We start from the raw sequence: 12,843 nt of genomic DNA, 5'->3' as shown, positions 1-12,843 counted from the left end.
AGTCCACATGAAATCCATGACTGCTTTCGCGGAGGTGGTGCGTCCCTTGGAACAGGGCCAGCTTCGGCTCAGTTTGCGCAGCGTGAACAGCAAGGCCCTGGACCTGAACCTGCGGATGCCCCCGGCGCTGTTCCCCCTGGAGTCGGCACTGAGGGCCGCAGTGCGGGATGCAGCCGGCCGGGGGAAACTGGATCTCAGCATCGAGGTCCAGGATGAGCCTGGTCTGGAGGCGCAATTGAACCGGCCCCTGCTCCGTTCCATCGCCCGGACCTGGCAGGAGGACGCGGAGTGGTTGAACCTGCCGCCGCTCACCGCCGAAGCCTTTTTCCGGCTGCCGGGCGCCTGGCTCCCTCCGGCCTCGGATCTTGCCGAACGCTTGGAAGCCATGATCCTCGGCGCCCTGAAGGAGCTTCTGGACACCTGGAATGGACGGCGCGCGAAGGAAGCCGACCGGTTGCGCCCAGCTTTCGAATCGAACCTATCTGATCTGCGGCGGCTGCGGGAATCGCTCCAGCGCGAAGCCGAATCCCAAGCCGCGGAACTCCCGGAACTGTACCGCCTGCGCCTTGATCAAGTCCTGAAGGATGCCCAGCTCGCGGGACAGCTTCCGGCCGAACGGGTCGTGGCCGAAGCTGGAGCCCTGGCCGAACGCCAGGATGTGCGCGAAGAGCTAATGCGGCTTTCCGCCCACCTGGATGATTTCGGGGAGCGGCTGGCCAAGGGGAAGCTCGAAGGCAAGGCCGTGGACATCTGGTGCCAGGAGGTGCTCCGGGAGCTCAACACCTGCGGCAGCAAATGCAAGCGCCTGGCCATGACCCGCGCGGTGATGGAATCCAAGGGCGTTCTTGATCAGATTCGCGAACAAGCCGCGAATCTGGAATAGCGCGCCCTTGGGCCATCACACTGGGCGACCCGCGATCGCACGGTCCACTGGACCGTGCTCCCGCTCGCCTTCGGCTCGCGGAGCGGGACCCCCGGAATCCAAGGGCGTCCTTGATCAGATTCGCGAACAAGCCGCGAATCTGGAATGACAGCGGAATTCAGCCGCTCAAGTCCCATTCCAGCTCGGTTCCCGGCGGCAGGGAGGACTTCGCCTGGAGTAGGCCTTTCGCAAGCAGATCAGGAATGCGCAGGGCCTGGGCATCCAGCACCAGGTCGGCATCCCCCTCTTCGCCGGGGAAAAGGCCGACCCACGCATCGCGTCCGGCCTTTTTGGCCGCATACAGGCAGTGATCCGCCACATCCACAACCTTCTCCCAGGCCACGGCCTGGGGCTGCTCCGGCACGAAGGGGTACAGCGCGAAGCCCGAGGAGCAGGTGAGGTGCAGCGTGCCGCCGTCGCCCAGATCGAAAACATGCAGGGCCACCTCGGAGCGGATGCGTTCGACCAGGATGGTGGAATCCTTGCGGCAGACATTGCGGGCCACCACCAGGAATTCCTCGCCTCCCCAGCGGACCACGGTGTCCGTGTCCCGGGTGGCATCCTTCATGATCTCCCCCATCTGCTGGAGAACCTTGTCGCCGGCAGTGTGCCCATGTTCATCGTTCACGATCTTGAAATGGTCCAGATCCACCATGATGAAGAGCAGGTCGACATTGAGCGCCAGCCTGTCCTTGCGCGGCCCCTTCACCTGGTGGAAAACCCGGTTCACCACCGCGACGTCCTCGGGCATGCATTCGCCGAGGAAGCGGCGGTTCCGCAGGCCGGTCAAAGGATCCGTCAGGCTCTGGTTCCGCAGCGCCTCGTTCGCGGCCTCAAGGGCGTCATTGGCCAGTTCCATGGATTCATTCGCGGCTTCAAGTTCCTTCGTCCGGGCGGCGACCTGTTCTTCGAGCAGCCGGTTCTGCTGCTTGAGGGCGAACAGCCGCCACCACACGATCAAGGCGACCACCCCGGCGAGGCCGAGTCCGACGAGGGACCGGAACCACCAGGTCTGCCACCAGGCCGGCAGGACTTCGAAATCGAATCCAGCCGCAGGACCCCAAGCGCCGGATCCGATGCGGGAAGCGACCTCCAACCGGAATTTCCCGGGCTGCAGCGCCGGGTAGCGCGCTTCGCGGGTGTCCGTGGGATGCCATTCGGATTCCAGCCCCACGAGCCGCACCCGCTGGTGCACGGCCTGTTCCCGAAGATAGCTGAGGCAGGCGAAGCGGGCATCCAGCGTATTCGAACCGTAGGGGACCTGGACCGCCTTCGGCCCGGCCGGATACGCCTGGTTGCCCAGTTTCAGGGAGGTGATCACCGTAGGAGGCGGCTTCCCAAGGCCCTTGTAGGCCTTGGCGTCGAAGCGGGCAAGGCCCGTGCTGGTGCCGATCCACACATCGCCGTTGTCCTCCGGGAAGAAGGCCATGTTGTCGCAGTCCTCTCCCACCAACCCTTCGGCGACACCAAAGTGGTCGATGCCCTCGGGCCTGATCAGGTCCACGCCCTTCCCGGTGCCGATCCAGATGCCTCCCTGCTTGTCCTCACCGGTGAGGTACACCATATCCTCCACAAGCCCGACGCTTGTATCGAACTGCTTGATGATCTTGAGCTTGCCTTCCTCATAGCGGGCCAGCGTCAGGCCAAGGGGTTCGTTGTAGGAGATCAACAGATCCCCGCCTTTGGTGGACCTGATGTAGGCCGCATGGTCCTGCTTGAGCCCATCCTTGGCTGAAAACCGGCGCCACTGGCCGTTCTCCCTCATGGCGAGGCCCCGTTCCCCGGGCACCCAGATCCGTCCTGCCGCATCCTGGTGTACGTCGCTGACGTACTCCGTGGGTGTGCCCAAAGGGAGCTCCACCGGCTCGAACTTCAGCGCTCCCTTCGCCGGCGGGGCTTTGAAAAGGCCTGCGCCATCCGTGCCGGCCCAAAGGGTTCCGCTTCGATCCAGGTTGAGCCTGAAGATGCGCTTGGCGGCTGCATTCCGGCTCAGTTCGATGCGTTGGAAAGTCCGCTGTTTCTGGTTGTACCTGAGCACCTCGTTTCCGGGAACCCCGGCCATGTAGAGGTCCCCGTCCGCCCCTTGCACCACGCTGCGGATGACGCGCCCGAGGGTGCCCGGAAGGATTTCCCATCCGGTGGAGGTGGCGCGGGCGAGGCCATTGTCCGTGCCCACCCAGAGCTGGCGGTCGCGGTCCCGGAAGATGCGCCAGACCACCCCGCTGGGGAGCCCGTCCGATTGGGTGTGCACACGCCAGACTCCCCTTCCCAGAAGCCTGAAGACACCCACCGAGCCCACCCACAGGGACCCTTCCCGGTCCTCCATCGCCGTCCTGCACCAGGTGGTCGGCAAGCCCTCCTTGGCGCCCAATACCGACCAGGTGTCGCCCTCCAAATGGGCCAGACCGCGCTGGGTCGGAAGCCAGATGTCCCCGTGCCGGCCGGGGATCAGGAAACCACGATCGCTGACCACCGAAATGGGCGTGCTGGCCTGGCGGAACCGGGCGGCGCCAGGATCGAGGACCCACAAGCTGCGGGGCGTGCGGGCCCAAAGCCGGCCCGCGCCATCCTCGGCCAAGGCGTCAATCCGTTCCTTTTCCAACCCCGGAGGAGCCTCGAAGCCCGTCCAACCGCTGTCCCGGTGCGCCAGCACCTGGGAACTGCCATCCCACCTCGCCACCCACATGCGGCCGGATTTCCCGCCGCCGAAGATCGCGGTCGCCTCTCCCCTGGGCCAGTCGCGGGCCCTGGTGAAACGTCCGGCCGGATCCTGAAAATAGGGGCCTTCATGCGTGGCCACCCAGAATCCCCCGGAGCCGCTTGCCAATCCCTCGATGGGAACCATGGGCAGTCCTTGTTCCGGGTTGATCGGATCGAAGGTTTGGCCGTTCCACTTGGCCAGGCCCCGCCGGGTTCCCACCCAGAGGATGCCTTGCGGGTCCGAAAACATCGCCAAGGTATCGCTCGAAGGGAGTCCTTCCTTCACCCCGAAGGATTCGAATCGGGCGCCGTCATACCGGAACAGGCCTGCCTCGGTGCCCGCCCAGACGAAGCCGTGGCTGTCCTGCACAAGCTGCCAGACCGCCAGGTTGGTGAGCCCCTGATCCGCGTTGTAGGCGCGGAATGTCAAACGACCGGCGGGCGTTCCATCGGCCGGCGGCGCTGCAGGAAAAACCATGGCCCCCGCCGCGGACAGGAGGGCCGCAGCGCAGAGATGACGGAAAAAGGAGGCCATGACTTCCCTGGTGATTGCTACCCCAAGTATCGTCAGGTCCCGGGATTAATTCGCACTTAGTTTCTTGGAAATAATCCGGAACCCGGATTGAGTCTCACCCATCGACTCGGACGCCCATCTGGTAATTGGGGGCGTCCTTCCAATCGAGCTGCTCGGTGCCTCGCATGGAGGACTTCACCACCAGGCTGCCATCCTCGGCCAGCGGTTTGAGGCTCCCGATCCTGAGCATCTCGATCAAATGCCCGGCTGGCGCGTCATCGCTTGGATAGACGCCCACCCATGCGTCGCGGCCTCCCTGTTTGGCGGCGTACAGGCACTGATCCGCGATCTCCACGACCCGCTCCCAATCCAGACTTGCGGGCTGTTCTGGAATGAAGGGAAAACAGGTGTAGCCGATGGAGCAGGTGCGATGGAGGATGCGGCCCTCGCCGACATCGAAGGGATGCAGGGCCACGGCGGAACGGATGCGCTCCACGAGGATCGTGCTCTCCCTGCGGCTGGTGTTGCGGGCCAGCACCAGGAACTCCTCCCCGCCCCAACGGACCGCCGCATCCGTGTCCCGGATGCACGCCTGGAGGGCTTGGGCCACCTGCCCGAGGACACGGTCGCCCGCGGCGTGTCCGAAGAGATCATTCACTTCCTTGAAATGGTCGATGTCCACCATCAGGAACAGCAGATCGATGTTCAGGTCCAGACGTTCCGCCCGGCTGATGGACAACAGACGGTGGCGGCGCTGGGCCTGCGCCGCCTCCTCGGGCATCTGGAACTGGAGGAACCGCCGGTTGCGGAGCCCCGTCAGCGGATCCGTGATGGTCTGGTCCTGCAAGGCGCGGTTGGCGTTTTCCAGGTCCCGGGTCCGTTCCAGGACCAGCGCCTCCAGAACCTTGCGGCGCGACTCCTCGCGGGTCTTGTAGCCAAGCACCACCCAGGACCCAAGTCCCAGGACCGCCAGGGCGCCGACCACGCGGAACCACCAGGTTTCCCACCAGGCTGGGAGGACCTTGAATCCGATTTTCTGGGCCTCCCCCCAAGGGCCCGCGCCGATCCGGGACCTCACTTCAAACCGGTAGCTCCCTTTTGGGAGCGAAGGATACCGGACGACCCTGGAATCCGTCGGGCGCCACCTGTCCTCCAGGCCCACGAGTCGTACTTCCTGCTGGACCGCGTCTTCCCTGGCGAAGCTGAGGCCGGCGAATCGCGCCTCGAAATCATTGTGGGCCCGGTCGACTTCAAGGCTTGCGGCGGGCGTTCCTGAAAAGGTTTTCCCGCCCAGTTTGAATCCCAGGATCACCGTAGGCGGGGGTGGGTTGGCGGCTTGGCCTCCCTTAGGGAGGTAATGGCTCAACCCTGCGCTGGTGCCGATCCACACGCCGCCGTCGCCATCCGCGTGGAAGGCCTGGGCATCGCAATCTTCGCCGATCAAGCCATCCTGCAGGCCGAAATGTTCGGTTCCATTGGCGCTGAGGATGTCCACACCGCGGGCCGTGCCGGCCCAGATGCGCCCGAGGGCGTCTTCTCCCATGGAGTAGACCTTGTCGGAAGCCAGGGAAGTGGATGTGTCCTCATGCCCCAAAACTCGGAAATGGCCACCCTCCAACCGGGCTCGGGTGAAGCCGAGAGGATCGAAATACGCGATGAGCAGATCGCCATTCCGCGTCCCGCTTACGTACGACACATGGTTCCTCCGGAGGCCGTCGCTGACGGTGATCCGCCGCCACCGGCCCTCGGCGCGCACCGCCAATCCCTTGGCGCCCGCGGCGAAGAGCCGCCCGCGGGAGTCCAGGTGGAGATCGCTCACATACTCCTGGGCATCGCCGCCAGGCAGGGCCTCGGGTTTGAATGACCATCGGCGTCCCTCGCGTCTGCCCCGCAGGAGGCCCGCGCCCTCCGTGGCCACCCAAAGAGAGCCTTCAGGATCCAGGAGCAACCGGAAAATCCGCTTGCCCATGACACCCTCGGCAGCGCCGAAGCGGTCCGTCTGTCGGGTGGCCGGATTGAAGGCCAGCACCTCGGTCGGGGCCCCGCCCATGTAAAGGATTCCGTCCGGCCCTTCCACCAGGCTGCGGATGGCGTTCTTGGCGGTGCCCGGAATCAGGCTCCAGCCCTTGGCAGTCGCCCTGGCCGCACCCTGGTCCGTCCCGACCAGCAATTGACCCAGGTTATCCCGGCGGATGGTCCAGACCAGCTCGCTCGGCAATCCATCCTTGACCGCATGGCTCTGCCAGGCTTCCAGGCCCAGAAGGCGGTAGAGGCCCAGGCTTGAAAACCATAGATTGCCTTCGCGGTCCTCATGCATGGTGCGGGTCCAGGCGGTGGGCAGTCCTTCCGCGGCGCCGAGATGGCGCCATTGCCCATCATGGATGTGGTAGAGCCCCTGGTCGGTGGTGACCCACACGCCTCCATCGCGGCTGGCGGCGAGATATCCCCGTGAACGGATGGAAGGCAGATCGCTTTTTGGCTCGATGAATTGATCGGTTCCGGTGGGAAGCACCCACAAGTGGCCCGAGCTCCGGGCCCAGATCCGGCCGTCCCAATCCGCCAGCAAGGCGTCGATGCGTTCCTGCCCGAAGTTCGATGGGGTGCCGAACCGTTTCCAGATCCCGTCCTTCCATCGCAGGACTTCAGCCAGAGGGCGGCCATTCTTCAGGGTCCAGCGTGCGGCCCAGACCGCGCCGCCGGAGACCTTGGAATAAAGCGCCGAAGCTTCTCCTCCGGGCCATCCCGGGGAGGGGAGGAGCTCGGGCCGGGAGGGTTTCCCGGAAAGGCTGAAGGGCCCCTGGGTGGTGGCGACCCAGAGCTTCCCGTCTGGCCCCGTGGCGAGGGCCTGCACGTCCTGAACCCCCGGGATGGCCTGGAAAGCCTGGCCATCCTTCCGGGCCAAGCCTCCGAACGTCCCCACCCACAACACGCCCTGGGGATCCTGGTGGATGGCGGTGATCTGGCTGGAGGGCAATCCCTGTTTCAGGGAATAGGCCTGGAACCGGCTGCCATCGTAGCGGAAGAGCCCATCTTCGGTGCCCACCCACAGGAAGCCCTGGGCATCCTGGTTCAGTTGGGTGATGGCCAGGCTTGTCAGGCCCTGCTCGGCATTGTAGGTCCGGAAGGCATATCGACCGGGCGGTGCCGTTTCGGCAGCATCCGCCGCCACGCAGTGGAAAGCCGCCGCAGGTACCATGAGCATCACCAGCAGGGCCGCAAAGACATTGATAAGGTACAACTGGAGGGTCTGGAGAGAGCGAACCATGGGGGCCTAGGCAGGGGATTCCCGTATATTACCGAACCAAAAGCCGACTATGTACAAGAATATGGTTCTACCTTCTAGGCGATTTCAGCCCCCAAGTAATGGGGACCAGCCATGGTGACATCCACCTCCACCAGCTCTCCAAACGGCAATATCCGGCCTGCTCCAGCCTGAATATGGACGTTTCTCCAATCTCCCGTGCGGCCCATCCAATACCCCTCAGGGGTTGCGCCATGGCTTTCGACCCGGGTTTGCACCCTTCGGCCGACAAATCGCAGGTTGCTCTCCTTGGCCAGCTCCAGTTGCCGTTTTTGAAGCCGCTGCAACCGCCCGGATTTCACGCTGGCGGGAATGTCGTCCTTCAGCCTGAGCGCGGCGGTGCCTGGCCGGGGGCTGTAGATGAAACTGAAGGAGGAATCGAATTTCACCGTTTCGAGCAGTTCCACGGTGGCCTCGAAATCCTCGTCGGTCTCGCCAGGGAAACCTACGATGAAATCCGTGCTGAGGCCGAGCTTGGTCCGGCCCTCGCCGAGGTAGCCCAGGCGCTCCAGATACTGCTCCACCGTGTATTCCCGGAGCATCCGGCGGAGCATCGCATTGGACCCGCTTTGCACAGGCAGATGCAGGAAGGGCGCGACTTTCGGGTTCGTCACGAGAACCCTGGCCAATTCTTTCGTGAAATTCATGGGGTGGCTCGTGGTGAAACGGATCCACTCCAGCCCTTCCACCTCCGAAACCCGGTCCAGCAGTTCCGCGAAGCTGCATCCGCCATTGAACGAGTTGACATTCTGGCCCAGCAATTCCACTTCCCGGTAGCCGTTTGCCACGACGCCGCGGACTTCGCCCACGATGTCCTGCCAGGGGCGGTTGCGCTCCACCCCGCGGGTGGTGGGAACGATGCAGTAGGTGCAGGCGTGATTGCAGCCTTCGATGATGGTCACGAGCGCCTTGGCGGTGCTCCGGCGCCTGGCGACCTCGGGCGGGAATAGGTGGTTGTCGGGATATTCCCCCGTATCCATGACCTGCTTTTTTCCGGACTTGGCCTTTTCCACCAACCGCGGCAATTGGCTCAAGGCCATGGTGCCCAGCACGAAGTCGATGTGCGGTGCCCGCCGGAACAGCGCCGCCTGCTCCTGCTGAGCCAGGCACCCCGTTACGCCGATGAGCACGTCCCGTTTCTTCTTCTCCTCCCGCAATCGGCCCAGCACTGAAAAGACCTTGTGGACCGCTTTTTCCCGGATGGAGCAGGTGTTCAGGAGCACCAGATCCGCCTCGTCTGCCTCGGGGACTTGGGTGAAACCCTCTTTTAATAGCAGGCCCGACAGCCTTTCGCCGTCGTGGTCGTTCATCTGGCATCCCCAGGTCTGGATATGGAATTTCATGCTTATTCCCCGTTTCCGGGAATGCCGATGAAATCGACTACCCCCCGATCGCACAGTCCACTGGACTGTGCTCCCGCTCGCCTCCGGCTCGCGGAGGGGGCCCCGTGGACTACCCCCCGATCGCACAGTCCACTGGACTGTGCTCCCGCTCGCCTCCGGCTCGCGGAGGGGGCCCCGTTCTGGCATCCCCAGGTCTGGATATGGAACTTCATCGCGGCCCTGACCAAACCTTTAATTCTAGGTGAGGAGACTCGGGCTGTCTCCGAAAAATCCAGCAATCATGGCCTTCAGCCATGCATTTCCCAAGATCGATGCAACCTCAGCTAGCGCATCCACCCTTGATGGGGTTATCTTGTGGCACTAATCCCAAGAAAGGCAGATGCATCGTGTCGGCCCCTACAAAAAAACTGGGTGAATTGCTCGTCGAGGCGGGACTGCTCACCCCTGTCCAACTTTCGGAGACCTTGAGGCACCAGCGTTTCCACGGCGGGCGCATGGGCGGCAACCTGGTTTCCCTGGGCTTCATCAGCGAAGACATGCTCATGGATTTCCTGGCCCAGCAGACCGGAGTGCCGCGTCTGGAAGGCAAGGCCCTGGAACACATCCGGCCCGAAGTCCTCAAGCGCATTCCGCAACGGATGGCCGAGCAGTTGACCATCCTCCCCATCGAATTCAAGGAACCCAAGAGCCTGATCCTGGCCATGGCCGATCCATCGGACCTCAATGCCATCGACAGCGCCCGGTTCGCCTCGGGACTGAGCATCGAGCCTCTGGTGGCTTCCCACAGCATGCTGAGGGCCGCCATCGCCGAGCAGTATAGAAAGGCGGATCCGGTGCCGGAGACCACCTTCGAGGTAGGCCGCTCCTTCTCCTCCGAGGATGCGCTTCCGGTCAGCTTCGACCTTCCCGCCATCCAGTTCACGCCCTCTCGGGAACCCAACAAATCCAATGCCACCGGCAGTTTCGGCCGGGATCCATTTTTCGATGCGGTGCCCGAGGCCCGCCACCTCCCGGCCGAAGAGCCCCTGGGCGTTTTCGCGCCGACGGATCCCTTCGATCCATTCGCCGTGCCTTCCTTCGACATCACAGACGCGCCCGGGCTCCGGGGCACCCAGCCGTCGATCAAGCCAACGGTTGACGGGTCGTTGATCATCCATGACCGGGTCGCTGCCCCTTCCTCCATCAAGAAGGTGGATTCCTATGGCACGCGGCAACTGATCCTTGGATTGGTCAAGACCCTGCAACGCCATGGGGTCGTCGGCGATGAGGAAATCCAGCGGACCATCCAGGGGATGATCGAGACCGGCGAGATCAAGCCGGAATAAGCCTCAGGCCTGCTTCTTGGCTTCCCACTCGCGCTTGAGCGCTTCGAGTTTGCTGAGGGTGCAGCCGCCTTCGCCGCAGTTGGAGCAGCCCCCGCTGGAACACTCTCCCTTGCCCATGAGGCCCAGCACGAAGCCGCGGCCGAAGTAGAGCGCGGCGAGGGCCGCGAGGATCAGGACGATGAGCGTCTGCCAGTTCATGCGAATCCCATCATACGGCCGATGACCACGGTGCCCCAGGCCAGCAGCCAGCCCAAGCCCAGCCCGTAGGCGACGGAAAAACCTGCCCAGCCCCAGCTTCCGGCCTCGCGGCGGATCATGGCCACCGTGCCCAGGCAAGGCGTGTAGATGAGCGTGAAGATCATGAAAGCCAGGGCCGTTAGAGGTGTGAGCCCCGTCTGGTCCCGCAGCGACACCTGCAGCGGACTCAGCTTTTCTCCGGGCTTGGGTGCCTCGCTGGCTTGGTGGATCACGGCCATGGTGCTGACCACGATTTCTTTCGCCACAAAACCTGCCGTGAGCGCGATGACATCCTTCCAGGCCTCGGTCCGCTTCTGGTCCGGATCGAGGATGGGCCGCAGCAAAGGCTCCACGATCTTGCCCAGGCTCGCGGCCAGGCTGCTGTTCACGATGCGGCTCTCCCTGGCCAGTTCCAGATCCTTGAGCTGGCCGTCCTTCTGGTCCTGGGGGATGGCCAGAGCCGTGACCGCGGCACGCTGCTGCTGGTACTCCTGGCTCCAGCCGGTGTTGGCGATCCCGGGATACCGGGAGAGGAACCAGACCAGCGTGGCGCCCGCGAAGATCGTGGTGCCGGCCCGCGTGAGAAAGACCTGGGCCTTGTCCCACATGTGGATGGCTGTGGCCTTCAGCACCGGCATGCGGTAGGGCGGCAGCTCCATCACGAAGGGCGCCGAAGGGCCCGAGAACAGGGCGCTCCGCAGGACCCGGCCCATGAGCATGGCCAGGCCGAAGCCCAGGAAATGCATGCCGATGACCGCCAAGGCCGCGTTGAAGGGCGTGAAGAAGGTGCCCGCGATGACGATGTAGACTTGCAGCCGCGCCGAGCAGGAGATGAGCGGAGTGACCAGGATCGTGATGAGCCTGTCCTGCTTGCTCTCGATGGTGCGCGCGGCCTGGATCGCCGGCACGTTGCAGCCGGAACCCATGAGGAGGGGAATGAAGCTTTTTCCATGCAGGCCCATGAGGTGCATGGCCCGGTCCATGATGAAGGCCGCCCGGGCCATGTAGCCCGTGTCCTCCAGGAAACTGATGCAGCCCATCAGGATCATGATCACCGGCAGGAACACCATCACCGCCGAGACCCCGGGGATGATGCCGTCGGTGAGCAGGCTTGTCAGCTCCCCCGCCGGGAGCCGTGCGGAAAGGGCGGCGGAAAGAGCCTTGAATCCGGCATCGATCCAATTCTGCGGATACTTGCCAAGGACGAATGAGAGCGTATAGATCGCGACCATCACGGCCAGGAAAAGGGGAATGCCCAGGTAGCGGTGCGTGAGCAGGCGGTCCAGCTTGGTGGTGTGGCTGATCTCCGGGGTGACTGGCGACTTGGCCACTTCCAGCACGAGTCCATGCAGGAAGCCATAGCGGAATTCCGCCAGCAGGGTGGCCGCGTCTTCGCCCAGATGCGCGTGCAGGAAGGCGCGGCTGGCTTCCAGCTGTCCAAGGATGGCTTCCCGCGCGTGGCTCTCGTTCACCAGCTTGATGCCCTCGACGCTGCCCTCCAGCAACTGCAGCGACAGCCACCGGGGTTTGATGGCTTCCGCCAGGGTCTCGTCCCGTTTGATATGGGCTGCGAGTTTCGCCAGTTCGCCTTCGATATCGTGGCCGTAGTCCATGGGTCCTTGGCCCGCGGTCTCGGCGAGGAAATTGCGGACCTTGGGTTCCGAGCCATCCAGCACCTTCAGCAATTCCTCCTTCAGCGCGTCCACGCCTTCTTCCCGGTTGCCGATGGTGGGAACCACCGGGCCGCCCAGCAGCGTTTCCAGCGCGGGGATATCGAGCTGGATGCCACGCCGTTCCGCGTCGTCCATCATGTTCAGCACGAACACCACGGGCTTGCCGAGTTCCAGCAACTGCGTCGTGAGGTACAGGTTGCGCTCCAGGTTCGAGGCATCCAGCACATTGATGATGAGGTCCACCTTCGACTCCGCCAGGAACGAAGCCGCAATGCGCTCATCCTCGCTTCTCGCCGAAAGCGAATAGGTCCCCGGCAAATCCACCACCTCGAGATCCCGGCCGTCGGCTTGCAGCGTCCCGCTGCGGCGCTCCACGGTCACACCAGGCCAATTGCCCACGTGCCGGTGCGAACCGGTGAGGGCGTTGAAAAGCGTGGTCTTCCCGGAATTGGGATTCCCCGCCAGCGCGATGATCACGGGCATGGAAGGCTAGCCCAGGGGTTGGGCGACAGGCTGGACCAGGATGCAGGCGCCTTCGTCCCGGCGGAGGCTCAGGTGGTAGCCCTTCAACACGAGTTCCATGGGGTCGCCCAGAGGGGCCAGCTTCTCGACCTTCAAGGTCGCGCCGCGGATGAATCCCATCTCGAGAAGGCGCTGCCTGATGGCCCCCTTGGCCTGCAATTGCACAACCGTGGCGCTCATTCCCGGCAACAATTGACTCAGGAACCGGAAGTCCGATGAGGCTTCGGGAGCAATCGGGTTAGGTTGATTTTGAGTCATTGTCTCAACTCCACTTCATTAAGTGTACCGCTCCCGCCGCACTTCTCA

At 63.9% G+C, this 12,843-nt stretch carries 8 protein-coding genes; 2 read left to right on the top strand and 6 right to left on the bottom strand.

Annotated features, from left to right (window positions below):
- The first annotated feature begins 7 nt into the window (after nucleotides 1-7).
- Entirely contained in the window at nucleotides 8-883 is an 876-nt protein-coding gene (locus IPQ13_00655; GenBank protein MBL0209419.1) for a DUF1732 domain-containing protein, read from the top strand.
- A gap of 157 nt (nucleotides 884-1,040) precedes the next feature.
- Here IPQ13_00655 and IPQ13_00650 read toward each other — a convergent pair whose 3' ends face one another.
- From IPQ13_00650 to miaB, 3 genes are all read right to left on the bottom strand, one after another.
- Entirely contained in the window at nucleotides 1,041-4,100 is a 3,060-nt protein-coding gene (locus tag IPQ13_00650; GenBank protein ID MBL0209418.1) for a diguanylate cyclase, read from the bottom strand.
- A gap of 151 nt (nucleotides 4,101-4,251) precedes the next feature.
- Nucleotides 4,252-7,401 carry a diguanylate cyclase gene (locus IPQ13_00645; protein MBL0209417.1) on the bottom strand — a complete coding sequence of 1,050 codons (3,150 nt, stop codon included), beginning with the start codon at nucleotides 7,399-7,401 and terminating at the stop codon, nucleotides 4,252-4,254.
- Nucleotides 7,402-7,475: 74 nt separating this feature from the next.
- Entirely contained in the window at nucleotides 7,476-8,780 is a 1,305-nt protein-coding gene (miaB, locus tag IPQ13_00640) for a tRNA (N6-isopentenyl adenosine(37)-C2)-methylthiotransferase MiaB (GenBank protein MBL0209416.1), read from the bottom strand.
- Between the two features lie 386 nt (nucleotides 8,781-9,166).
- Between miaB and IPQ13_00635 the strand changes: the two genes are divergently transcribed.
- Nucleotides 9,167-10,105 (top strand): hypothetical protein, encoded by a 939-nt coding sequence (locus tag IPQ13_00635; protein ID MBL0209415.1) that lies wholly within the window; start codon nucleotides 9,167-9,169, stop codon nucleotides 10,103-10,105.
- A gap of 3 nt (nucleotides 10,106-10,108) precedes the next feature.
- On the opposite strand, the gene IPQ13_00630 is transcribed toward IPQ13_00635, so the two are convergent.
- From IPQ13_00630 to IPQ13_00620, 3 genes are read right to left on the bottom strand one after another with little or no spacing between them, the layout of a single operon-like run.
- Nucleotides 10,109-10,303 carry a hypothetical protein gene (locus IPQ13_00630; protein MBL0209414.1) on the bottom strand — a complete coding sequence of 65 codons (195 nt, stop codon included), beginning with the start codon at nucleotides 10,301-10,303 and terminating at the stop codon, nucleotides 10,109-10,111.
- Nucleotides 10,300-12,498, bottom strand: coding sequence for a ferrous iron transport protein B (gene feoB / locus IPQ13_00625; protein ID MBL0209413.1), 2,199 nt, complete (start codon nucleotides 12,496-12,498; stop codon nucleotides 10,300-10,302). The genes IPQ13_00630 and feoB overlap by 4 nt, the downstream gene beginning before the upstream one ends.
- 6 nt (nucleotides 12,499-12,504) lie before the next feature.
- Entirely contained in the window at nucleotides 12,505-12,795 is a 291-nt protein-coding gene (locus tag IPQ13_00620) for a ferrous iron transport protein A (protein ID MBL0209412.1), read from the bottom strand.
- Nucleotides 12,796-12,843 lie beyond the last annotated feature (48 nt).

This window comes from Holophagaceae bacterium (assembly GCA_016720465.1).
Lineage (GTDB): Bacteria > Acidobacteriota > Holophagae > Holophagales > Holophagaceae > JANXPB01.
This window is presented reverse-complemented; position numbering and strand designations above follow the sequence as displayed.